Origin of the sequence: Aquihabitans sp. G128 (assembly GCF_019048865.1) — a bacterium.
Taxonomy (GTDB): Bacteria; Actinomycetota; Acidimicrobiia; order Acidimicrobiales; family Iamiaceae; genus Aquihabitans.
Window position 1 is genome coordinate 2,383,007 of record NZ_CP077604.1, and the last position, 22,978, is coordinate 2,405,984.

At 74.6% G+C, this 22,978-nt stretch carries 22 protein-coding genes and 1 tRNA gene; 13 read left to right on the forward strand and 10 right to left on the reverse strand.

Features of this window, described 5'->3' with window-relative positions; genetic code table 11:
• Nucleotides 1-17 precede the first annotated feature (17 nt).
• Nucleotides 18-980 carry a zinc-binding alcohol dehydrogenase family protein gene (locus KSP35_RS11360; RefSeq protein ID WP_217001877.1) on the forward strand — a complete coding sequence of 321 codons (963 nt, stop codon included), beginning with the start codon at nucleotides 18-20 and terminating at the stop codon, nucleotides 978-980.
• Here KSP35_RS11360 and KSP35_RS11365 read toward each other — a convergent pair.
• From KSP35_RS11365 to mftR, 9 genes are all read right to left on the reverse strand, one after another.
• Nucleotides 977-2,662 (reverse strand): MFS transporter, encoded by a 1,686-nt coding sequence (locus KSP35_RS11365; protein ID WP_217001879.1) that lies wholly within the window; start codon nucleotides 2,660-2,662, stop codon nucleotides 977-979. The genes KSP35_RS11360 and KSP35_RS11365 overlap by 4 nt on opposite strands.
• A 107-nt stretch (nucleotides 2,663-2,769) precedes the next feature.
• Complete coding sequence (locus tag KSP35_RS11370; protein ID WP_217001881.1) at nucleotides 2,770-3,843, reverse strand: ABC transporter substrate-binding protein; 1,074 nt, start codon at nucleotides 3,841-3,843, stop codon at nucleotides 2,770-2,772.
• A complete protein-coding gene (locus KSP35_RS11375) occupies nucleotides 3,840-4,940 on the reverse strand; it encodes an iron-siderophore ABC transporter substrate-binding protein (RefSeq protein ID WP_217001883.1) in 1,101 nt (366 codons plus the stop codon). Before KSP35_RS11375 ends, KSP35_RS11370 begins: the two co-directional genes overlap by 4 nt.
• Before the next feature lie 24 nt (nucleotides 4,941-4,964).
• The gene (locus KSP35_RS11380; protein WP_217001885.1) at nucleotides 4,965-6,755 is read right to left on the reverse strand and encodes an ABC transporter ATP-binding protein; all 1,791 of its coding nucleotides are present in this window, start codon (nucleotides 6,753-6,755) and stop codon (nucleotides 4,965-4,967) included.
• Nucleotides 6,752-8,443, reverse strand: a complete 1,692-nt coding sequence (locus KSP35_RS11385; protein WP_217001887.1) for an ABC transporter ATP-binding protein — start codon at nucleotides 8,441-8,443, stop codon at nucleotides 6,752-6,754. Before KSP35_RS11385 ends, KSP35_RS11380 begins: the two co-directional genes overlap by 4 nt.
• Nucleotides 8,440-9,300 carry an ABC transporter ATP-binding protein gene (locus KSP35_RS11390; protein WP_254127139.1) on the reverse strand — a complete coding sequence of 287 codons (861 nt, stop codon included), beginning with the start codon at nucleotides 9,298-9,300 and terminating at the stop codon, nucleotides 8,440-8,442. The genes KSP35_RS11385 and KSP35_RS11390 overlap by 4 nt, the downstream gene beginning before the upstream one ends.
• A 4-nt stretch (nucleotides 9,301-9,304) precedes the next feature.
• A complete protein-coding gene (locus KSP35_RS11395; RefSeq protein WP_217001889.1) occupies nucleotides 9,305-10,375 on the reverse strand; it encodes an iron chelate uptake ABC transporter family permease subunit in 1,071 nt (356 codons plus the stop codon).
• Nucleotides 10,376-10,386: 11 nt separating this feature from the next.
• The gene (locus tag KSP35_RS11400) at nucleotides 10,387-11,448 is read right to left on the reverse strand and encodes an iron ABC transporter permease (protein WP_217001891.1); all 1,062 of its coding nucleotides are present in this window, start codon (nucleotides 11,446-11,448) and stop codon (nucleotides 10,387-10,389) included.
• Between the two features lie 49 nt (nucleotides 11,449-11,497).
• Nucleotides 11,498-12,100 carry a mycofactocin system transcriptional regulator gene (mftR, locus tag KSP35_RS11405; RefSeq protein WP_217001892.1) on the reverse strand — a complete coding sequence of 201 codons (603 nt, stop codon included), beginning with the start codon at nucleotides 12,098-12,100 and terminating at the stop codon, nucleotides 11,498-11,500.
• A gap of 80 nt (nucleotides 12,101-12,180) precedes the next feature.
• On the opposite strand from mftR, the gene mftA reads away from it, so the two are divergent.
• The 11 genes from mftA (at nucleotide 12,181) to KSP35_RS11460 (ending at nucleotide 21,554) form a co-directional block, all read left to right on the forward strand.
• The gene (gene mftA / locus KSP35_RS11410; RefSeq protein ID WP_217001900.1) at nucleotides 12,181-12,315 is read left to right on the forward strand and encodes a mycofactocin precursor MftA; all 135 of its coding nucleotides are present in this window, start codon (nucleotides 12,181-12,183) and stop codon (nucleotides 12,313-12,315) included.
• A gap of 8 nt (nucleotides 12,316-12,323) precedes the next feature.
• Entirely contained in the window at nucleotides 12,324-12,605 is a 282-nt protein-coding gene (mftB, locus tag KSP35_RS11415; protein ID WP_217001902.1) for a mycofactocin biosynthesis chaperone MftB, read from the forward strand.
• On the forward strand, nucleotides 12,602-13,825 hold the full coding sequence (gene mftC / locus KSP35_RS11420) for a mycofactocin radical SAM maturase (RefSeq protein ID WP_217001903.1): 1,224 nt from the start codon (nucleotides 12,602-12,604) through the stop codon (nucleotides 13,823-13,825). The genes mftB and mftC overlap by 4 nt, the downstream gene beginning before the upstream one ends.
• Before the next feature lies 1 nt (nucleotide 13,826).
• Entirely contained in the window at nucleotides 13,827-15,017 is a 1,191-nt protein-coding gene (gene mftD, locus KSP35_RS11425; protein WP_217001904.1) for a pre-mycofactocin synthase MftD, read from the forward strand.
• Nucleotides 15,014-15,691: a mycofactocin biosynthesis peptidyl-dipeptidase MftE gene (gene mftE, locus KSP35_RS11430; RefSeq protein ID WP_217001906.1), complete on the forward strand. Its 678-nt coding sequence runs from the start codon at nucleotides 15,014-15,016 to the stop codon at nucleotides 15,689-15,691. The genes mftD and mftE overlap by 4 nt, the downstream gene beginning before the upstream one ends.
• Complete coding sequence (locus KSP35_RS11435; RefSeq protein WP_217001908.1) at nucleotides 15,684-16,490, forward strand: mycofactocin-coupled SDR family oxidoreductase; 807 nt, start codon at nucleotides 15,684-15,686, stop codon at nucleotides 16,488-16,490. Before mftE ends, KSP35_RS11435 begins: the two co-directional genes overlap by 8 nt.
• A 1-nt stretch (nucleotide 16,491) precedes the next feature.
• Nucleotides 16,492-17,913, forward strand: coding sequence for a mycofactocin biosynthesis glycosyltransferase MftF (gene mftF / locus KSP35_RS11440; protein ID WP_217001910.1), 1,422 nt, complete (start codon nucleotides 16,492-16,494; stop codon nucleotides 17,911-17,913).
• A 79-nt stretch (nucleotides 17,914-17,992) separates the two neighbouring features.
• Nucleotides 17,993-19,111, forward strand: coding sequence for an NDMA-dependent alcohol dehydrogenase (locus tag KSP35_RS11445; protein WP_217001912.1), 1,119 nt, complete (start codon nucleotides 17,993-17,995; stop codon nucleotides 19,109-19,111).
• 22 nt (nucleotides 19,112-19,133) lie between these two features.
• Nucleotides 19,134-20,081 carry a MoxR family ATPase gene (locus tag KSP35_RS11450; protein ID WP_217001914.1) on the forward strand — a complete coding sequence of 316 codons (948 nt, stop codon included), beginning with the start codon at nucleotides 19,134-19,136 and terminating at the stop codon, nucleotides 20,079-20,081.
• Nucleotides 20,082-20,119: 38 nt separating this feature from the next.
• Complete coding sequence (locus tag KSP35_RS11455) at nucleotides 20,120-21,049, forward strand: VWA domain-containing protein (protein ID WP_217001916.1); 930 nt, start codon at nucleotides 20,120-20,122, stop codon at nucleotides 21,047-21,049.
• A 76-nt stretch (nucleotides 21,050-21,125) separates the two neighbouring features.
• Nucleotides 21,126-21,554, forward strand: a complete 429-nt coding sequence (locus KSP35_RS11460) for a hypothetical protein (RefSeq protein WP_217001918.1) — start codon at nucleotides 21,126-21,128, stop codon at nucleotides 21,552-21,554.
• A gap of 30 nt (nucleotides 21,555-21,584) precedes the next feature.
• On the opposite strand, the gene KSP35_RS11465 is transcribed toward KSP35_RS11460, so the two are convergent.
• Nucleotides 21,585-22,745, reverse strand: a complete 1,161-nt coding sequence (locus KSP35_RS11465; RefSeq protein ID WP_217001920.1) for a thiolase family protein — start codon at nucleotides 22,743-22,745, stop codon at nucleotides 21,585-21,587.
• Nucleotides 22,746-22,895: 150 nt separating this feature from the next.
• Here KSP35_RS11465 and KSP35_RS11470 point away from each other — a divergent pair.
• Nucleotides 22,896-22,969 (forward strand) — tRNA-Arg (locus KSP35_RS11470).
• The last annotated feature ends 9 nt before the right edge of the window (nucleotides 22,970-22,978 follow it).

The following is a 22,978-nucleotide window of genomic DNA, read 5'->3' on the forward strand; positions in this document are numbered from 1 at the left end:
CGATCGAGGAGCCCGCCATGAAGGCCGCCGTCTACCACCGCACCGGAGCCCCGGAGGTCCTGCAGTACGAGGACGTCCCCGACCCCACCCCCCGGGCCGGCGAGGTCCTGGTGGAGGTGGCCGCCATCAGCATCGAGGGCGGCGACACCCTCAACCGCCTCGGCGGCGACATGCCGGCCGTGCCCCACATCGTGGGCTACCAGTGCGCCGGAACCGTCGTGCAGCTCGGCGAGGGCGTGACCGACCGCACCGTGGGCCAGCAGGTGGTGTGCTCGATGATGTGGGGCTCGCACGCCGAGCTGGTGGCCGTGCCCGCCAGCTTCACCTGGCCGGTGCCCGAGGGGCTCGACCTCACGCTGGCCGCCTGCATCCCGATCGCCTTCGGCACCGCCGACGACTGCCTCTTCGAGTTCGGCCGCCTCCAGGCCGGCGAGACCGTGCTGGTGCAGGCGGGCGGGGGCGGCGTGGGCATCGCCGCCATCCAGCTGGCCAAGCGGGCGGGCGCCACCGTGCTGGCCACCGCGTCCACCGACGACAAGCTGGCCCGGCTCACCGCGCTCGGCCTGGACCACGGCATCAACTACCGCACCGACGACTTCGCCGACGTGGCCCGCTCCCTCACCGACGGCCGCGGCGTCGACCTCGTGGTCGAGTCGGTGGGCACGACGCTGGAGGGCAGCATCCGCTCGCTGGCCTACCGCGGCCGCATCTCCTACGTCGGCGACGCCGGCCGGGACCCGCAGCCGGTCGACATCTCGGTGATCAAGGGCGGCAACCAGTCGATCACCGGGGTCTTCCTCGGCGCCGAGCTGGTGGTGGGCCGGCGTGCCTACGACAACATCGCCCGCCTCATCGGCCTCGTGGCCGCCGGCGAGCTGACCGTGGTGGTCGACTCGACGTTCCCGCTGGCCGAGGCCGCGGCGGCCCACGCCCGCCTCGAGGACCGCCAGGCCTTCGGCCGCGTGGTCCTGGTCCCCTAGGGCCGGCTCAGGCGGGGACCGGCTCTGGGTCCGGCTCGGGCGGGGCGGCGCCCGCCTCGGCGCCCTCGCCGGCGGGCGGACCGCCCTCGGCGGGGATGTTGGGCACCAGCAGCGACAGCAGCGCGCCGATGGTGACCACCGCGCCGGCGAAGGCCACCGCCGGCTTGGCGGCGTCGGCCACCCCGTCGGCCACGATCGAGGCGATGCGCCGGCCGGTGGGCGAGTCGGAGGCGTCGGTGGGGGGCACCGCCGCCGATGCCGTCGCTCACCGTGGCCACCACCTCCTCCTTGACCGCCGGCGGGATGTCCTTGGCCCCGGCGAGGTCGTGGCGGACGTGGCTGCTGGCCTGGGACACGAAGATGGCGCCGATCAGGGCGATGCCCAGCGCGGTGCCCACCTGGCGGACCATGCCGGCGGCGCCGCTGGCCGAGCCGGCCTTCTGCGGCGGGATGTCGCTCAGCACCACGTTGGTGAGCTGGCTGGTGGCGAAGCCGATCCCGACGCCGTGCAGCATGAGCGCAGGCAGCAGCGACCAGAACGTGGTGGACGGCGAGAACGCGAAGACGTAGAGCCAGATGCCCAGCGCCTCGAACGCCAGGCCCACGGTGATGACGTACTTGGGGCCGAAGCGGCGGCTGAGCTGGCCGCCGACGCCGCCGCCCACGAAGGCCATGGCCCCGGCCGGCAGGAGCCAGGTGCCGCTGCGGATGGCCGAGAGGTGCAGCCCGGCCTGGAGGAAGATCGGCAGCACGAAGAAGGCGCCGAACTCGCCCATGGCCAGCACCGTGGTGTTGATCAGGCCGTAGCGGAAGCCGCGGTGCACGAGGTCGCCGAAGTCGAACACCACCGGCTTGTCGGCGGCGGCCCGGCGCAGCTCCAACCGCACGAAGATCGCCAGGAACACCACTGACAGCAGCAGCGACACCGGCACGATCGAGACTGCGTCCAGCGGCCACTCCCACCCGCCGAGGGACTGGTCGCCCACCGGCTTCCACCAGCCGTAGCGGGCCGCCTCGATGATGCCGAAGACCAGGGCCACGAGGCCCAGGGTGACCGCCACGACGCCGCCGAGGTCCAGGCCGCTGGCCCGCTCGTCACGGGAGTCCCGCACGAAGAAGATGCCGGCGAGGATGGCCAGCGGGGCGATCACCACGTTCACGCGGAAGGCCCAGCGCCACGAGTAGTCGGTGGTCAGGATGCCGCCGACCCACGGCCCCAGCGCCCCGGCGCCGCCGGCCACCGAGCCCCAGACGGCGAAGGCCACGCCGCGCTCGCGCCCCTGGAAGGTGGCCGAGAGGATCGACAGGGTGGCCGGCAGCATCATGGCGGCGCCGACGCCCTCCAGCAGCGACTCGCCGATGAAGAGCTGCAGCACCGATTGCGAGAGCGACGCCACCAGCGAGCCGATCGCGAACAGGGCGGCGCCGGCGAAGAACAGCTTGCGGCGACCGAGGATGTCGCCCAGCCGGCCGAAGCTGATGAGCAGCGAGGCGAACACCAGCGAGTAGCCGGAGATGACCCACTGCAGGGACGACACGTCGGTGTCGAAGTCCCGGATGATCGTGGGCACGGCCACGTTCAGGATCGTGTTGTCGAGCACGATGATGAAGAGCGCGCTCGACAGGATGACGAGGGCGATCCACCGCTTGGGATCCGGCGGGGCGGCGCTCTGGGTGTGCATCGGGCAACCCTAGCGACACGGATCCGTCTCGTAATGCGACCGAACCCGTCCCGAACCCGTCCCGAAGCCGATGGCGGGGCTCCGGGACGGCGGTCGGTCCGGGGGCGCTACTTACCGCCGATGGTGGCGGGGCCGCCGTCGCCCAGGGCCTGCTCGAGGGCGGGCACCAGCTGGTCGAGCACGTACGGGAGGCTGAGCACGCTGGTGAAGTAGATGGCGCCGGCGGTCTCGCCGTCGGTGAAGACGAGGTGGCCGTCCTGCACGGGCTCCAGCGCCCGGTACAGCGGCTCCTTCTCGAGCTCGCCCCGGTCGGACGGCGCCTCCGTGCCCCAGATGAGCAGGTCGGCGTCGTCGAGCACCGAGAGCTTCTCGATCGGGATGTAGGCCTGGCCGCCGTCCTCGGTCACGTAGTCGTCGAGCACCTTCGGCACCTCGAAGCCGAGGTCGGTGAGGAAGTCGGTGCTGAGCCCGTCCTGGTAGGCGATGGCGTTGCCCTCGTAGAAGGCGTTCTGGAGGAACACCACCTGCTTGCCGGCCCACTCGGGGTGGGCCTTCGCCGCGGCGGCGAAGTCGGCCTTGACGCCGTCGACCAGGTCCTCGGCCTCGGCGGCCTTGCCGACCGCCCGGCCGATCATGAGGGTCTGGTCGTCCCACTCGGAGAAGTAGCCCTCGGCGCCGTCCTTCTGCGCCAGCGTCGGCGCGATGGCCGAGAGCTTCTCGTAGCTGTCCTCCTCCATGCCGGCGTTGGTACCGACGATCAGGTCGGGCTTCAGGGCGGCGATCTTCTCGTACTGGAAGCCGTCGGCGATGCTCAGGACCTCGGGCTTCGCGTCGCCGAGCTCGTCCTGGGCCCAGGGCCAAGTGGCATGCGGCTGGTCGCCGTACCAGTCGGTGACGCCCACCGGGGTCACGTCGAGCGCCAGCAGCACGTCCTGCTCGGTGTAGCCCACCGAGACCACCCGCTTCGGCGCCTCGTCGATGGTGACCGAGCCGAAGGCGTGGTCGATGGTGACCGGGAAGGCGCCGTCCCCGGCGGTGCCGGAGCCGGTGCCCTCGGCGGTGGTCGTGGTCTCGTCGTCGCTGGTGGCGTCGGTGCCGTCGGAGCCGCAGGCGGTGGCGGTCACCGCCACCAGGAGCAGGCCGACGACGGCGAGGGAGCGGAACCGCAGGGGGCGCCTCACTGGCCCGCCACCTTCGTCGCCGGGTCGCCGTCGACGGCCTGGGCCAGCCGGGGCACGAGGCCGTCGACCAGGAACGGCAGGCTGAGCACGGTCACGAACGACGTCGCACCGCCGAGGCTGTCCTTCGCCTCGCTGTCGAGCAGGACCTCTCGGCCCTCGGTGTGCACGGCGAGCTTCGAGTACAGCGGGCCGCCGAGGGCGCCCTCGGCGATCTGGGGATCGATCCACACCAGCACGTCGACGTCGAGGGCGGTGGCCTTCTCGAGGCTGAGGTTGCCGCCGAAGTCCTTGCCGGCGGCGGCGGCGATCTCCCGGGGCACCTCCATGCCCAGCGCGGTCAGGAAGCGCGAGCGGGGGTCGTCGTCGCCGTAGACGTAGATGCCCTCGTAGGGCATGGCCATGGCGGCGCTCTTGCCCTCGAGCTCGGGGTGGTCCTTGCGGGCCTCGGCGATGTGGGCCTCGACGTCGGCGACGAGCGCATCGGCCTCGTCGACCTTGCCGAGGATCTGGCCGACCGTGTGGGTGGACTCCTGCCAGGGGATGCCGAAGTCGGCGTGGTCGCCGGGCTGGGCGACGGTGGGGGCCAGGTCGCTGAGCTTGCCGTAGTCCTCCTCGGTCATCCCGCTGTAGAGGCCGACGATGACGTCGGGCCGCAGCGAGGCGATCTTCTCGAAGTTGATCCCGTCGACGTCCTCCAGCACCTCGGGCTCGTCGCCCGGCAGGGCGTCGGCCGCCTCGGTGGCCCAGGGCCAGATGGCCCCGTCCTCCTCCCCGAACCACTCGGTGGTGGCCACCGGCTTGGTGCCGAGGGCGATGAACGCGTCCTGGTCGGTCAGGCCGACGACCACCACCCGCTTCGGCGCCTCGGTGAGCTCGGTGGAGCCGTACTTGTGCTCGATGGTGACCGGGAACGCCTTGGCGTCGGCCGTGGCCTCGGAGGAGCGGCCGGCGGTGGTGGCCGGCGCGGCGTCGGAGCCGGACCCGTCGGAGCCGCAGGCGGCGAGGCCCGAGGCGAGCAGGAGGGCGGCCACGGCGGTGAGGGCCCGCCGTCGACGCCGAGCGTGGGGCGGTGGTGTGGTGATGGTTGTAAGGCTCACCTAGGAGAGGATAGTAGGCAAGCTTTACACCGCGCCAGCTCCGCCCGCACCTCGCTCTCGCTGGTCGGACCAGGCGTCCCACAGGCGGGCGTAGGCCCCGCCGGCCGCCGCCAGCTCGGCGTGGGTCCCGGCCTCGGCCACCGCCCCGCGATCGACCACCACCACGCGACCGGCGTGGACCGCCTGGGTGAGGCGGTGGGCCACCACCACCGCGGTGCGCCCGGCCAGCGCCGCCTCGGCGGAGGCCTCCAGGGACCGGGCCCCGGCGCTGCCGCCCTCGGCGGTGGCCTCGTCGAGCACCACCACCGCCGGGTCCACCAGGACCACCCGGGCCAGCGCCAGCTGCTGGGCCTGCACGCCGGTGAGCCGGTGGCCGCCGTCGCCGACCACGGTGGCCAGGCCCTCGGGCAGGGCGAGGGCCCAGCCCTCGGCGCCCACCACGCGGAGGGCGGCGAGCAGGTCGTCGTCGCCGGCGTGCGGGGCGGCCAGCCGGAGGTCGTCGGCCAGCGGGCCGGCGAAGACGTGCGACTCCTGGCTGAGCAGGACCACGGGCACCCGGCCCGCCACCGAGCCGACGGCGTCGACCGGCACCGAGCCGATGGCCACCGTGCCCGAGCCCGGCGGGTGGATGCCGGCCACCAGCTTGGCCAGCGTGGTCTTGCCGGCACCGCTGGTGCCCACCACGGCGATGCGCTCGCCGGGGGCCACGGCGAGGTCGAGGCCGTGGAGCACCTCGTGGCCGGCGTCGTAGGCGAAGCGGACCTGGTCGACCTGCACCGAGGCATCGGTGCCGGCCCCGGTGGGAGCCACCGCCGCCGGACGATCGGACACGCCGACCAGGCGGGCCAGCGCCGCCCCGGCGGCCTGGGCCTCGTCCACCAGGTACAGGAGGATGTTGAACGGGTCGAACAGGCGCTGGAAGTACAGCGCGGCGGCGGTGACGCCGCCGACCGACACGCTCCCACCCCGCACCAGGAAGAACCCGGTGCCCAGCACCATGGCCAGGCCGGTCAGCTCGGCGAGGTTCAAGCGGGCGAAGAACCGGGTGCGCAACCGGGTGGCGGCGTTGACCAGGTCGACAGCGCGCTGCGAGCGGCCGGCGAGCAGCCGGTGGTGCTGCTCGGCCAGGCCGAGCGACCGGATGGTCGACGCGCTGCCGATGGTCTCCAGCAGCTGCTGGGACCGGCCGCCCGCGGCCTCACGCTCCGAGGCGTAGAGCGGGCTGGAGCGCGGCAGGTACCACCGGAGGGTGTGGAGCTGGATGGGCAGGGCGCACAGGGCGGCCAGCCCCAGCCGCCAGTCGATGGACGCCACGCCGACGGCGGTGAGGGCGATGGTGAGCCCGGCCTCCAGCACCTGCGGGAACGCCTGCTTGACCGCGTCGGCCACCGCGGCCACGTCGCCGTCGACGCGGGCCACCAGGTCACCGGTGCCGGCCCGCTCGACCTCGCCGGCGGGGACCTCGAGCGCTCGGTCCACGACCTCTTCGCGCAGGTCGGCGAGGGCGGGCTCGGCGGCCTGGGCCCCGACGGCCGGGCCGGCCCAGGCGAACAGCCCCTCGGCCACCGCAGCCACCGCGAGGAGCACGGCCGGCCCGGTGATGGCGCTGGCCGCGTCGCCGGCGCGCACCAGGTCGACGATGCGGCCCAGCACCGCCGGGCCGACCAGGCCCACGGCGGCCCGGCCCACGAACAGCACGGCGGCCAGGGCGAGCAGGCGCCGGCGCGGCCGGAGCAGCCGCCCGAGGGCGGCCAGGGTGGCTCGCCGGTCGGCCACCGGCAGCAGGGTGGAGGACGGGCCCTGGTCGGCGCTCACGTCAGCACCGCCTCGGCGTAGGCCGGGTTCCGTCCCACCAGGTCGGCGTGGGGGCCGCGGTCGGCCACCACGCCCCCGACCACGAAGGCGACCTCGTCGGCCTCGGCCAGCAGGGCCGGGCTGGTGGTCAGGATCAGGGTGGTGGCGCCCTGGCGCTGGGCGCGCAGGCCGGTGGCGATGCGGGCCTCGGTGACGCTGTCGATGGCGGTGGTGGGGTCGTGCAGCACGAGCACCGACGGCTCGGCGGCGAGCGCCCGGGCCAGGGCGATGCGCTGGCGCTGCCCGCCCGACAGGCTCAGCCCGCGCTCGGTCACCGCGGTGGACAACCCGTCGGGCAGGGCCTCGGCCACCTCGTCGGCGGAGGTGGCGGCGAGCAGGGCGGCCGCCCCGGCGTCGTCGGCGGACGGCGGGCCGGCCGCCCAGATGTTCTCGGCCACGGAGCCGGTGAAGAGCGGCGCCTCGTGCTCGGCCACCAGCACCGCGGCCCTCAGCCCGGCGAGGGGCCAGGCGGCGAGGACCAGCCCGTCGACGGTGATCGTGCCCTGACTGGGGTCGGTGGTCCGGGCCAGGAGCTCGGCCAGCGCCGCCGCCTCGGCCTCCGGGGCGGCCACGCCCACGAACGACCCGGCCGGCACCACCAGGTCGAGCCCGGCGAGCGCGCCGTGGTGCACGCCGGCCAGCTCGACGCTCCCGAGGGCCGATGCCGAGGGCGGCACCTCGGCGGTCCCGTCGACCACGCCGGGCTCGCGGGCCAGCACCGCCGCCACCCGCTCGGCCGAAGCCCGCGCGGTGGCCAGCTCGCCCACCGCCCACCCCACCCGGCCGAGCGGGGCGACGAGGAACTGGGTGACGCCCACTGCGGCGACCAGGTCGCCGATGCTGATGCGCCCGTCGGCGGCCAGCCGGCCGCCCACCAGGGCGATGACCGCGACGAAGGCGCCGGTGACGGCGACGGTCAGCGCCTGCTGGGCCGAGTACAGGCGGGTGGCGCGCAGCCCGGCCGCCAGGGAGGTGCGGCTGGCCCGCCGGTAGCGGTCGGCGGCGTTGGCCTCGACGTGCAGGCCCTTGACCACGCGCAACCCGCGCAACAGGTCGGTGGCGGTGGACGCCGCGGCGGCCACCAGCTCCTGCTGCTCGGTGAACCGGCGCTCGATGGGCTTCACCAGGACCTGGATCACCAGCAGGACCGGCGGCAGGCCCACCAGGACCAGGAGGCCGAGCCGCCAGTCGATGACGAGCAGGGCGACGGCGGCGACGACGAGGCCGCCGGCCGCAGCGGCGGCCGACGCGATGGCTTCGAGGCCCATGGTGGCCGCCTCGACGTCGGAGCTGGCGACGGACACGACCTCGCCGGCGCCGGTGCGCTCGCTGGTGCCCTCGTGGGCCGTCATCCGACCGGCGATGCGCAGGCGCAGCTCGTGGCCGGCCCGCTCGTACATCTTGGTGAAGACCCGATCGCCCCAGCGCCACGAGGTCGACAGCACGGCGAACACGACCGCCAGGACGACCAGCCAGCGGACCAGCGCGCCGCCGTCGGCGGTCACGACGGCCCGGTCGATCAGCGCACCGGCGACCACCGGGACCAGCGCCTCGCCCACCTGGTGCGAGACGAACAGCGAGCTCGACGCCACCAGAGGCCCCCGGTTGCCGCGCCGCAGCTCGCGCCGCAGCGCCGCACCGTCGCTCACGCGCCTCGCCCCCCTGCGGCCTCGGCCACCTCGCGCGTCCCGAGGGGCAGCGCGACCGGTCGCTGGCGCAGGGCCGCCGGGACGGGCACCACCAACGGGGTGTGGCTCAGCGGGTCGTCGATGATCTGGGCCTCCAGGCCGAACACGTCGGCCACCAGCTCGGCGGTGATCACCGCCGAGGGGCTGCCCTCGGCCACGATCCGGCCGGCCTTCATGGCCACCAGGTGCTGGGCGTAGCGGCAGGCCAGGTTGAGGTCGTGCAGCACCAGGACGATGGTGCGGCCCTCCCGGGCGTTCAGGTCGGCGAGCAGGTCGAGCACCTCCACCTGGTGGGCGAGGTCGAGGAAGGTGGTGGGCTCGTCGAGCAGCATGAGGTCGGTGCCCTGGGCGAGGGCGAGGGCGATCCACGCCCGCTGCTTCTGCCCGCCCGAGAGCTCGTCGACGGGCCGGTCGGCCAGCTCGGCCACCCCGGTGGCGGCGAGGGCATCGTCGACGGCGGTCTCGTCCCCGGGGCTCCACTGCCGGAACCAGCGCTGGTGCGGGTGGCGGCCGCGGCCCACGAGGTCGGCCACGGTGATGCCCTCCGGCGCGATCGGCTGCTGGGGCAGCATGCCCAGCTTGGTGGCCACCTCCCGGGTGGGGAGGCGGTGGATGTCGTGGCCGTCGAGCAGCACCGTGCCACCCCGCAGCTCGAGGAGGCGGGCCAGGCCGCGGAGCAGGGTGGACTTGCCGCACGCGTTGGCGCCGACGATCACCGTCACCTTTCCGACGGGGACGTCGAGGGTGAGGCCGTCGACGATGACGAGGTCGTCGTAGGCCAGGGACACGTCGATGGCCGACAGGGTGGGTCCGGTCATGGGTTCAGCCTCCGGAGCCGATGCGGTTGGCCCGCGCGAGCAGGTAGAGCAGGTAGGGGGCGCCGACGATGGCGGTGATCACGCCGACGGGCAGCTCGGTGGGGGCGACGATGCGCCGCCCCACCAGGTCCGAGGCCTCCAGGAGCAGGGCGCCGATGGCAGCCGACGGGATGAGGGCGACGGTGCGGGCCCGCACCAGGCGGCGGGCGATCTGCGGGGCCACGAGGGCCACGAAGCCCACCGGCCCGGCCGACGCGGTGGCGACCGCAGCGAGGGCCACGCCCACCATGAGCAGCGCACCGCGGGTGAGCTCCACCCGGGCGCCCAGGCCGGCGGCGGTGTCGTCGCCCAGCTCCAGCACCTTGAGGTGGCGGGCCAGGAACAGCGAGGCGGGCAGCAGCACCAGGAGGGCCAGGCTCACCGGGTGGACGTGCTCCCAGCCCCGGCCGTTGAGGCTGCCGGTGAGCCAGACCGTGGCCTTCTGCGCGTCGAAGATGCGGGCCCGGGTCAGCAGGTAGGACACCACCGACTCGAGGATCGAGGTGACGCCGATGCCCACCAGCACCAGCCGGTAGCCGGTGACGCCCCGCTTGTAGGCCAGGAGGTAGACCGCGACGCCGGTCACCAGCGCGCCGAGGAGCGCGCCGATCGTGGTCTGCAGGGCGCTGCCTTTGAGGATCACGATCACGAACACCGCCGACGCCGCGGCGCCGGCGTTGACGCCGATGATGTCGGGGCTGGCCAGCGGGTTGCGGGCGATGCGCTGGAAGATCGCCCCCGAGAGCCCGAAGGAGGCCCCGACGAGGATGGCGGTGAGGCCCCGGGGCAGGCGGAGGGTCCGCACGATGAAGCGGGCGTCGGCGTCGCCCTGCCCCACCAGCGACAGCAGCACGTTGCGGATGGACACGGGGAAGTCGCCGACGGCGAGCGACCAGGCGAACACCGCGAACATCAGGGCGAGGGCCACCAGCGACACCGCGACGGCACGGAGCTGGACGCGGGTGCTCCAGCCCACGATGGGGATGCGGATGACCAGCCCACCGGCGCGCGACGGGTGCACCACCGGTCGGAACATCGAGTGGGCGATCACAGCTCGGCGAGCTTGCGCCGGCGCACCAGGGCGATGAAGAACGGGGCCCCGATCACCGCGGTGACCAGCCCCACCTGCAGCTCGCCGGGCCGGGCCACGAGGCGGCCCACGACGTCGGAGCCGAGCAGCAGGATCGGCCCCAGCACCATCGACCACGGCAGCACCCAGCGGTAGTCGGGCCCGGTGATGGCCCGGGCCACGTGCGGGATGGTCAGCCCGATGAAGCCGATGGGCCCGGCGGCAGCCACCGCGGCGCCGGACAGGATGACCACGGCCAGCGCCGAGACGCCCCGGGCCACGCCCACCCGCATGCCGAGCGAGCGCGCGACGTCGTCGCCGAGGGCGAGGGCGTTGAGCGAGCGGGCCGAGCCCAGCGCCAGCACCGCGCCCACGACCATGAACGGCACGACCTCCCGGGCGATGTCGGCGTCGCGCCCGGCCAGGGAGCCGACCACCCAGAAGCGGAAGGCGTCAAGGGTCTGGAGGTCGAGCAGCAGGATGGCGCTGGTGAGCGAGGCCAGCATGGCCGCCATGGCGGCGCCGGCCAGCGCCAGCTTCACCGGCGTGGCCCCGCCCCGGCCCATGGAGCCGAGGCCGTAGACCACGACGCTGGCGATGCCGGCGCCGAGGAACCCGAACCACACGAAGCTCCCGAGCGAGGTGATGTCGAGGAAGCGGATGGCCATGACGACGGCCAGCGACGCCCCCGCCTCGACGCCGAGGATCCCGGGGTCGGCGAGCGGGTTGCGGGTGACGCCCTGCATCACCGCGCCCGACAGGCCCAGCCCGGCGCCGACGGCCACGCCCACCACCGTGCGGGGCACGCGCAGGCTGCGCACGATCAGGTGGTCGTTGCTGCCGTCGAAGTGCAGGAAGGCGTCGAACACCGACGCGATGGGCACCGACTTCGAGCCGAACGCCAGCGAGGCCAGGACCACCAGGAACAGCGCGCCGAGCGCCACGACCAGCCCCAGCAGCCGGGTCCACGACGAGCCCAGCAGGCCCCTCCGCTTGGTGGGCTCCACCGCGGCGGGGGCGGCGTCGGTCAGGGCGGTCACCCGACGGACCGTAGTAGGTGCCCCTAACTCACCTCAACAGCGGCACCTATCAGTGGGGCTCGTCGACGAACCCGGTCGCCAGGGCGCGCAGCGCGGCGTCCAGGTACACCGTCAGGTCCGCGTCGCCCACCGCCACCCAGCGGTCGAAGGCCGCCCGGCACGCGGCGAGCGTGGTGCGGCCGATGGCGAGCGGCACCAGGGCGTCGGCCGACTCGCCCCTCCGCCGGCCGGCGTACTCGCTCACCGCCTCCTCCCAGGGCTCGTAGCGCGAGGCCGCGCTGGCGGCGAGCGCGGGCACGCTGCCGATCAGGTGCATGCGGGCGCGCAGCTCAGCCACGTCCTGGGCCCGGTACCGGTTGACCCCGACCACCACCACGCGGATGGCCTCCATCAACGGGAGCTCGTCGTCGACGGCGTCGAAGGCCGACCGCAGCGTCGCCACCTCCTGGTCGAACTGGTGCCACAAGACCGAGGCCTTGGAGTCGAAGTAGCGGAAGAAGGTGCGGCTGCTGACCCCGGCCCGCTCGGCGATCTGCTCGACGGTGGTGTCCTCGAAGCCCTGCTCGCCGAACAGCTCGAGGGCGATGAGCTCCACCGCCCGGGCGCTGGTGCTCGGCGGCCGGCCGGCCCGCTCGCCCCTTGCTTCTGTCATGGTGTGACAGTATCGTCCGAACACCCTCGCCACCGGCTCCGCGGCCCACCGCTGCGGCGCCCTCCCCCAAGGAGCACCGCATGACCGCCTCCCCCGCCGATCCCACCGCCGAGGTCCGTCCGGTCGACGCCGACGTCGACGCGGCCGACGAGCTGGTCGTCGACGAGGTCCTCGTCGAAGAGGTCTCGATCGACGGCATGTGCGGCGTGTACTGAGCGCCACCGTGCCCACGGAGTTCGACCTCGACGCCGGGTGGCGCCTGCACCCGAAGGTGTCGATCCGGCCGGAGCGCTTCGGCGCCCTGCTGTACCACTTCGACACCCGCAAGCTGTCGTTCCTCAAGAGCCCCACGATCCTCGCCGTGGTCCGGGCGCTCGACGCCGCGCCCAGCGCCCGCGCCGCGTGCGCCGAGGCCGGCATCGCCGAGGCCGACCTCGCCCCCTACGCCCGGGCCCTCTCGACCCTGGCCGACTCCCAGACCATCTGCCGCCGGAGCGCTGCGTGACCACCACCCCCACCAAGGTCCGTCCCCTGGTCGAGGAGTTCGCCGCCGGGCTGGACGCCCCGATCTGCCTCACCTGGGAGCTCACCTACGCCTGCAACCTGGCGTGCACCCACTGCCTCTCCAGCTCGGGCCGGCGCGATCCGCACGAGCTCACCACCGCGCAGGCCAAGGCCGTCATCGACGAGCTCGAGCGCATGCAGGTCTTCTACGTCAACATCGGCGGCGGCGAGCCCACCATCCGCTCCGACTTCTGGGAGCTGGTCGAGTACGCCACCGCCCACCACGTCGGCGTGAAGTTCTCCACCAACGGCAGCCGCATCACCGCCGAGGTCGCCCGCCGCCTGGCCGCCAGCGACTACGTCGACGTGCAGATCTCGCTCGACGGCGCCACCGCCGAGGTCAACGACGCCATCCGCGGCGAGGGCACCTACGCCACCGCCCTGGCCGCCATGGACCACCTGGCCGCCGCCGGCTTCACCGGCTTCAAGATCTCCGTGGTCATGACCCGGGAGAACGTCGCCCAGCTCGACGCCTTCAAGGCCATCGCCGATCGCTACCAGGCCCAGCTGCGCATCACCCGGCTCCGCCCCTCGGGCCGCGCCGTCGACGTGTGGGACGAGCTGCACCCGCTGCCCGAGCAGCAGCACGAGCTCTACCGGTGGCTGCTGGCCAACGGCGAGGACGTCCTCACCGGGGACTCCTTCTTCCACCTCGCCGGCTTCGGCGAGTCGCTGCCCGGCCTCAACCTCTGCGGCGCCGGCCGCGTGGTGTGCCTGATCGACCCGGTGGGCGACGTGTACGCCTGCCCCTTCGCCATCCACGAGAACTTCCTGGCCGGCAACGTGCTCAGCCCCGGCGGCTTCGGCCACGTGTGGCGGGAGTCCGAGCTGTTCACCGAGCTGCGCGGCCCGCAGTCGGGCGGGGCCTGCGCCTCGTGCTCGGCCTACGACGCCTGCGGCGGTGGCTGCATGGCCGCCAAGTTCTTCACGGGCCTGCCGCTCGACGGCCCCGACCCCGAGTGCGTGAAGGGCTACGGCGAGTCCGCCCTCGACGCCCGCGACGGCGTCGCGCTGCCCGTCCCCACGCCCGACCACTCCAAGCCCAACCGCACGTCGGTCCCGGTCGCCATCGGGGCCCGCCCCGGTCGCACCACCGCCCCGGACCGCGCCTGCGACGAGAGCCCGCTCGCCGGGCTCCAGATCCCCGTCGGGAGCAACTGACATGGCCAACCCCTGGTTCGAGACCGTCGCCGAGGCCCAGCGCCGGGCCAAGAAGCGCCTGCCGCCGTCGGTCTACGGCGCCCTGGTCGCCGGCTCCGAGGCCGGCGTCTCGCTCGATGGCAACCTGGCCGCCTTCACCCAGCTGGGCTTCGCTCCCCACCTGGTGGGCCTGGCCGACGAGCGGTCCCTCGCCACCGAGGTCATGGGCCAGCCCATGTCGATGCCGGTGATGATCTCGCCCACCGGCGTGCAGGCCGTCGACCCCGACGGCGAGGTCGCCGTCGCCCGGGCCGCCGCCAACCGCGGCGTGGTGATGGGGCTGAGCTCCTTCGCCAGCAAGCCCATCGAGGAGGTCACCGCGGCCAACCCGCAGACCTTCTTCCAGATGTACTGGTGCGGTTCGAAGGACCAGCTGGTGCAGCGCATGGAGCGGGCTCGCGCCGCCGGGGCCAAGGGGATCATCCTCACCCTCGACTGGTCCTTCTCCAACGGCCGGGACTGGGGCAGCCCCACCATCCCCGAGAAGGTCGACCTCAAGGCGGCGCTGCGCTTCGCCCCCGAGGCGCTGACCCACCCGAGGTGGCTGGCGGCCTTCGCCAAGACCAAGAAGATCCCCGACCTCACCGCACCGAACATGGCCGCCCCCGGCCAGCCGGCGCCCACCTTCTTCGGCGCCTACTACGAGTGGATGCAGACCCCGCTGCCCACCTGGGACGACGTGTCCTGGCTGTGCGCCGAGTGGGGCGGCGAGGTCATGCTCAAGGGCATCGGCCGCATCGACGACGCCAAGCGCGCCGTCGACGCCGGCGTCACCGCCATCTCGGTGTCCAACCACGGCGGCAACAACCTCGACACCACCCCGGCACCCATCCGCTCGCTCCCGGGCATCGCCGAGGCGGTCGGTGGCGACGTCGACGTCGTGCTCGACGGCGGCATCCGCCGCGGCTCCGACGTCGTGAAGGCCGTCGCCCTCGGCGCCAAGGCCGTCATGATCGGGCGGGCCTACCTGTGGGGCCTCGCCGCCAACGGCCAGGCCGGCGTCGAGAACGTGCTCGACATCTTCCGGGGCGGCATCGACTCCGCCCTCCTGGGCATCGGCAAGGCCGACGTCCGGGACCTGGTCCCCAGCGACGTCGTGGTGCCCGAGGGCTTCCGCCACGTGGCCGGCGCCGACGAGCCCACCTCGCCGTGATCCTCGGGTCGGCCACCTGGACCGAGGTCGACCTCGTGGCCGACCGGCTCGTGCTGGTCGTCCCCCTGGGCGCCACCGAGCAGCACGGGCCGCACCTGCCGCTCGCCACCGACACCGACGTCGCCGAGGCCGTCGCCCGCCGCGCCGCAGGTCGCCGGTCCGACGTCGTGGTGGCGCCTGCGCTCCCCTACGGCTCCAGCGGCGAGCACGTCGGGTTCGCCGGCACCCTGTCCATCGGCCAGGAGGCCCTGGAGCAGGTGGTGCTCGAGCTGGGCCGCTCGGCCGACGCCTTCGCCGGCGTGGTGTTCGCCTCCGGCCACGGCGGCAACGCCGGCCCGCTGGCCCGCGCCATCGCCACCCTCCGGTCCGAGGGCCGCCAGGTCGCCGCCTGGCACCCCACCGGCTACGTCGACGCCCACGCCGGTCGCACCGAGACGTCGCTGGTCCTCGCCCTCGACCCGGGCGCGGTCCGGGCGGGCGCGCCGAGCCCGGCGACCGCCGACCCCTCGCCGAGCTCCTGCCCGCCCTCCAGGCCGGCGGCGTCCGCGCCGTGGCCGCCAACGGCGTCCTCGGCGACCCCGCTGGTGCGTCGGCCCCCGAGGGCGAGGCGCTGCTCGCGGCCCTCGTCGACCAGCTGCTCGCGGCCATCGACCAGGTGGCCCCCCCGTGGCTGAGGGAGCCGCTCCCCGGGTCGGGATCGTCACCGGCGCAGCCCGGGGCATCGGCGCCGCCACCGCCCGCCGGCTGGCCGCCGACGGGTGGCGCCTCGTGCTGGTCGACCGGGCCGCCGACGACCCTGCGCTCGCCTACCCGCTCGCCACGGCCGACGAGCTGCGCGCCGTCGCCGAGGCGTGCGGCGGGCCGGACCACGCCCTCCCCGTCGTCGCCGACGTGCGGGACCAGGCCGCCCTCGACTCGGCCGTCGCCCTCGCCGTCGACGGCTTCGGCGGGCTCGACGCCGCGGTGGCGGTGGCCGGTGCCATCCACGGTGGCCTGCCCGCCTGGGAGACCAGCGACGACGCGTGGTCGGCCATGGTCGGGGTGAACCTCGAAGGCGTCTGGCGCCTGGCCCGGGCCGCCGTCCCCGCCCTGCTGCAGCGCCCCCAGCCCCGCAGCGGGCGGTTCGTGGCGGTGTCGTCGTCGGGCGGCACCCTGGGCCTGCCCCTGCTCGCGGCCTACACCGCCGCCAAGCACGGGGTCGAGGGGTTCGTCCGCAGCCTCGCCGCCGAGCTCGGGGTGGAGGGCATCACCGCCAACGTGGTGGCGCCCGGGTCCACGGTCGGCGCCATGCTCTCGGCCTCGGCCGACGTCTACGGCCTCGACGACCCCGCCGAGTTCGCCACCCACGCGCTGCAGAAGCGGCTCCTCGAACCGGACGAGGTGGCGGCCACGCTGCACTGGCTCTGCGGGCCCGACACCGGCGCGGTCACCGGTGCGGTCCTGGCGGTCGACGCCGGCATGACCGCGGGCTGAGGTGCTGCCGGGCTCCTGGCGGGTGGCGCTCGACCCCGACGCCCGCCGCCGCGACGACGGGCACGTGCTGCTCGGCGGTGCGCCCTTCCGCGTGCTCCGCTTCAACGACCGCGCCGCCCGGGTGGTCGAGCGCCTGCTGGGCGGCGAGCCCCTCGGCGACGACCCCGACGCCCAGGCGCTGGCCCGCCGGCTGCTCGACGCCGGGCTGGTGCAGCCGCTCCCGGGCCCCGGCCCCCGCCCCCCGGGCGACGTCACCGTGGTCGTCCCCTTCTGCGGCCCCGCCGCCGAGCTGGCCGCCACCCTCGCCGCCCTCGGCCCGACCGGACCGTCGATCGTGGTCGACGACGCCTCGCCCGATGCCGATGCCGTGGCCGCCGCGGCGCAGCGCTTCGGCGCCCGCCTGGTGCGCCACGAGGCCAACCGCGGGCCGGCGGCGGCCCGCAACACCGGGTGGCGCCAGGCCGCCACCGACGTGGTGGCCTTCGTCGACGGCGGCTGCCTCCCCGATCCCGGTTGGCTCGACGCCCTCCTCCCCCACCTCGACGACCCGGCCGTGGCCGCCGTCGCCCCCCGGATCACGAGCGTCGCATCCCCGACCCTGCCGGAGGCCCTCGCCGCCTACGAGCAGGCGCGACCCTCGCTCGACCGGGGCGCGAGGCCGGCGGCCGTGGCGCCCCGAGGTCGGGTGCCGTTCGTGCCGACGGCCACCCTGGTGGCCCGCCGCGCCGACCTGGAGGAGGTCGGCGGCTTCGACGAGGGCCTCCGCTTCGGCGAGGACGTCGACCTGGTCTGGCGGCTCGTCGCCGCCCGTCGCACCGTGCGCTACGAGCCCGAAGCCACCGTGCGCCACGTGTCCCGGGCCACCACCCGCGCCTGGCTGCGGCAGCGCTTCGACTACGGCGCGTCCGCCGCTCCCCTCGCCCGCCGCCACGACGACGCGGTCCGCCCGCTGGGCACCGCGGCGCGGGTGGCGGCGGCGTGGGCGCTCGCGGCCGGCGGCGGCGTGGTGCCCGGGGTGGTGTGCGCCGGGGCCACCACGGTCGCCCTGGCCCGCAAGCTGCCGCCCCTGCCCGATCGAGGCCGCGAGGCCCTCCGCCTCTCGTTGCAGGGCCACGCCTACGGCGGCCTGGCCATCGTCGACGCCCTCCGCCGGCCGTGGTGGCCCCTGCTCGCGCTGGCCGCCCTGGGCTCGCGCCGCGGCCGCCGCCTGGCGGCGCTCGTGGTGGTCGTCCCCCCGGCGGTCGAGTGGGCCCGCGAGCGGCCACCGCTGGCGCCGCTCCGATGGATCGGGCTCCGGCTGATCGACGACGTGGCCTACGGCAGCGGCGTCTGGGCCGGCTGCTGGCGGGGGCGATCAGCCCGTGCCCTGCGCCCCGTGCTCGTGCGGGATCGACGCCCTACGCTCCCCGCTGCGGCCTCTTGACCAATCGGTCAGGTCCGTCCGCCGAAGGGGGTACCGTCGACCCCAGGAAACCGAAGACGCGATTCTCAAGGGGAAGATCATGCCTACCACCACACGTGCCGCCGTCCTTTGGGAGGTCGGGGGCGACTGGATCATCGAGGACGTCGAGCTCGACGATCCGAAGGAGGGCGACGTCCTCGTCAAGATGGTCGTCGCCGGCATGTGCCACTCCGACGAGCACTCGGTCACCGGCGACCTGCCGCTGGGCCTGCCCGTCATCGGCGGCCACGAGGGCGCCGGCATCGTCGAGGCCGTCGGGCCGGGCGTGAAGAGCCTGGCCGTCGGCGACCACGTCTCCATGTCGTTCATCCCGAGCTGCGGCCGCTGCAAGAGCTGCGTGAGCGGCAAGGGCTACCTGTGCGACGAGGGCGGCAAGCTCTTCGACGTCGGCATGATGAGCGACGGGCGCATCGCCCACACCTGCAAGGGCGAGCCCATCGCCCGCTACGCCCAGCTGGGCACCTTCTCCGAGCACATCCTCGTGAGCGAGAACTCGCTCATCAAGGTCGAGCCCGACCTCCCGATGCACGCCGTGGCCCTCGTGTCCTGCGGCGTGGCCACCGGCTTCGGCTCGGCCACCGAGCGGGCCGGCACCAAGCCCGGCGAGACGGTGGCCGTGGTGGGCATCGGCGGCATCGGCATCAACGCCGTGCAGGGCGCCAAGGCCGCCGGCGCCAGCCGGATCATCGCCATCGACCCCGTCGAGTTCAAGCGCGAGAAGGCCATGGAGCTGGGTGCCACCCACACCTTCGAGTCGATGGAAGCGGCCCAGGCCGAGGTCCCCGGCCTCACCTGGGGCGACATGTGCGACCGCGTCATCCTCAGCCCCGGCGTGGTCACCGGCGACATGATCGCCCCGGCCCTGGGCCTCACCTCCAAGGGCGGCACCCTGGTCGTCACCGGCCTCGCCTCCATGGCCGCCATGGACGTGCAGATGAACCTGTTCATGCTCTCGATGATGAACCAGGAGGTGAAGGGCACGATCTTCGGGTCGATGAACCCCCGGCACCAGATCCCCAAGCTGCTCTCCATGTACCGCGAGGGCAACCTCAAGCTCGACGAGCTGGTGACCACCCGCTACAAGCTCGACGACGTCAACGAGGGCTACAAGGCCATGCGGGAGGGCACCAACATCCGCGGCGTCATCGAGTTCTCGTGACCCGGCGGATCGCCCCGGCCCGATGACGGCCGAGTTCGGTCCCGCTCTGCTGCGGCGCCTCACCACCCAGGTGGTGGGGCGCCGTCGCGAGCTGGAGGTGATCATCGCGGCGCTGGCCGCCGGCCGGCACCTCCTGCTCGAGGGGCCGCCCGGCACCGGCAAGTCCACCGTGCTGCGCGCCATCGCGTCGGCCACCGACGCCGGCTACGAGTTCGTCGAGGGCAACGCCGAGCTGACGCCGGCCCGCCTCGTCGGCTCGTTCGACCCGGCGGCGGTCCTGGCCGAGGGCTACGGGCCCGACGCCTTCCTCGACGGCCCGCTGCTCAGCGCCCTGCGCGACGGCTCGCTGCTCTACGTCGAGGAGATCAACCGCATCCCCGAGGAGACGCTCAACGTCCTCATCACGGTGATGAGCGAGGGCGAGCTGGGCGTGCCCCGGCTCGGCCGCATCACCGCCGCTCCCGGCTTCCGGTTGGTCGCGGCCATGAACCCGTTCGACGCCGTGGGCACCGCCCGCATCGCCTCCGCCGTCTACGACCGCTGCTGCCGGCTGGCCATGGGCTACCAGTCCGTCGAGGACGAGGTCGACATCGTGGAGCGCGCCGCGCCCGTGGCCGCGGCTTCGATCGGCCCGGCCGGCGTGCTGGCCGCGGTGGCCACCGGTCGCGACACCCGGGACCACGCCGACGTCCGCACCGGCTCGTCGGTGCGCGGCGCCATCGACCTGGTGCTGCTCGCCCACGAGCTCTCGCTCCTGCGCGAGCGGGCTCCGCTCGCCGCCGACGTCACCCTCGACGCCGCCCAGCTGGCCCTGTCGGGCCGCATCCGCGTGCGCGACGGCGGGAGCCGCAGCGCCGAGGACATCGTGCACGAGCTGTGGCTGCGGCACCTGGCCCCGCTGGCCGGGCCGGCCGACCCGGACGGCGCGCCGGCGGGCGCCGACGGCCTCGGGGCTCCGGGAAAAGCCTGAGCCCGCCGCCCGGTGGCGGGCGGCCTCCCGACGACGAGGTGCTCGAGGGCGACGCCGCCCAGGAGGCGGTGGCCGAGGCCGGCCGCCGCACCGTCTCGCGCCGGGACCTGGCCCGCCACCAGCGCTTCGACCAGGTCTCGAAGGAGGTCGGCACCCTCGACGAGGGCCAGTTCGACGACCTGCTCGAGGAGGCGCCCGATGACGCCCTCGCCCTGCTGGCCGACCTCAACGGCGCCACCGACGAGCGCCTCCGCGCCCTCGCCCACCGCCTGTCGGCCCGGGTGGTGGTCGACCTCGCCCGGTCGGCCACCAGCACCACCCGCCGCGGGGTGGGCCGCCTCGAACGGGCCCGCGCCGACCGCGCCGCCGGCGACCTCGACCTCGACGGCTCCCTCGACGCCATCGTCGCGGCGCGCCGCGGCGGCCTCCCGCCTCGGGCCGAGGACCTGTCGGTCAGCGCCTGGCGCCGGCCCGCCACCGCCGTCTGCCTGCTGGTCGACCGGTCCGGCTCCATGACCGGTGAGCGCCTGGCCACCGCGGCGGTCACCGCCGCCGCCGTGGCGCTGCGGGCCGGCGACGACTGCTCGGTGGTCGCGTTCGGCAGCGAGGCCATCGTGCTCGGCTCGCAGGGCCAGCCCCGACCACCCGGCGACCTGGTGGTCGACCTCTGCCGCCTGCGCGGCTTCGGCACCACCGACGTCGGCCTGGCCCTGCGCGCCGCGGCCTGGCAGCTGTCGCGCTCCGGCGCCGAGCGCCGGCTCACCATCCTGCTGTCGGACTGCCGCGCCACCGCCGGCGGCGACCCCCTCGACGACGCCCACGCCCTCGACGAGCTGGTGGTGCTCACCCCCGGCGACGACACCGCCGACGCCCAGGCCTTCGCCCGCGCCGCGGGCGTCCGCTGGGCCCCGCTCCACGGCCCCAGCTCGGCGCCCGCCGCCCTCGACGAGCTGCTGGGCGACCGCTGAGCTCGGACGGCGCGCCGAGCGGGGCCCGGGGTGCGCGACGATGGCGGCGGCCGCTGACGGGGAGGGACGCGACGCCATGGGCACAGCGAGGGCATCGGGGCACGAGCGCGACGACGCGGGGGCCGAGCCGCCCGCTGACCTCGACCAGCTGCGGGCCGACGTCGCCCGCCTCCACGCCGCGGTGGCCGAGGCCGGCGCCGTCCTGTCCGGCGTGGGCCCGGCGGCGAGCTCGCTCGCGTCGCCCGGGCCGGGGGTGGCCACCGCCGACGGGGGCAGCGAGGCCCGCTGGTCGCTGCGCAGCAACGCCGCCCGCAAGGGCGTGCGCACCGGCGTCCAGCTCGGCATCGCCGCCGCGCCGAGCGCCGCCCTGTGGGTGGGCGGCATCCTGCCCGCCGCCGCCACCCCGTGGCTGGCCCTCGTCGTCACCCCGCTGGTGAGCTACGGCCAGAACAAGCTTGAGGACCGCAAGGTCGTCAAGCCCCTCCTGCGCAACCCCCCGCCCTGAGCCCAGCCCGCCACCGGGTGCGGCGAGCAGCTAGAGGCGCTCGATGACGGTGGCGGAGCCCATGCCGCCCGCAGCGCACATGGCGACGGCACCCCACTGCTGGTCGGCGCGGATGAGCTCGTTGACCATGGTCACGATCATCCGGGCCCCGGTGCAGCCGACGGGGTGGCCGAGCGAGCAGCCAGAACCGTTGACGTTGACGATCGACGGGTCGAGCCCCATGGCCCGGGTGAAGGCCACGGCGACCGAGGCGAACGCCTCGTTCACCTCCACCGACTGGAGGTCGCCGACGCCGATGCCCGACTTGGCCAGCGCCTTCGGCAGGGCCTTGCTGGGCGCCAAGCCGGTCTCCACCGGGTCCAGCCCCACCGAGGCCCACCCCCGGATGGCGGCGAGGGGCCGCAGCCCGTGCGCATCGGCGTACTCGCGGCTGCACAGCACGAGGGCAGCGGCCGCGTCGTTGAGGCCCGAGGAGTTGGCGGCGGTGGTGGTGGCGCCGGCGACGTCGGGGTTCAGCACCGGCAGCGACGCCAGCTTCTCGAGCGTCGAGGTGCGGCGCGGGTGCTCGTCGACCAGGAACTGGCCGCCGCCCGGCAGGTCGACCGGGACGATCTCGGCCTCGAAGCGGCCCTCGTCGATGGCCCGCACGGCGTTCTGGTGCGACGTGAACGCCCAGTGGTCGGCGTCCTCGCGGGACACCCCGGCCAGCCGGGACGTGTTGTCGCCGACGGTGAGCGCCATGTTGAACGGCGGGGCCTCGGGCGTCTCCGGGTTGCCGGGCGACATCCAGAAGCCGGGGATGCCGTCGACGCCGGGCTTCGACGTGCCGGGAGAGGTCGACATCGACTCGGTGCCGCCGCCGATGCCGACGTCGATCATCCCGGCCGCGATGTTGGCGGCCACCCACTGGGTGCCGGCCATGCCCGACGCGCACCAGCGCTGCGTCGCCACGCCGCCCATGCCGGTGAGCCCGAGCCGCACGGCCACGTTGCGGCCGATGTTGCCGCCGCCCTGCATCGACTCCCCGAAGCCCATGTCCTCGAACTGGTCGAGCGCGATGCCGGAGCGCTCGACCGCCGCGCCCATCGCCACCTCCGCCAGGTCGAACGCGTCGACCCCCACCAGAGACCCCTTGTACGCCGTGGCGATCGGGGTGCGGGCAACGCTGACGATGACGACATCGGTGGACATGGCAGCGGACGGTAGCTGCCCGCGGTCCCCGGAGCCGAGGTCCGGACCGGGCCCCGGCCAGCCGAGCCCCGCAGCGGTCGCAGCACCCTCGATGTCGCACCGATCGGCTCGGGCCAGACCAGTCGCGACCTCTAGCATCAGCTGGAACCCGTCCCCGTAGCTCAGTCGGATAGAGCGACCGCCTCCTAAGCGGTAGGCCCCCGGTTCGATTCCGGGCGAGGACACCGATCCGC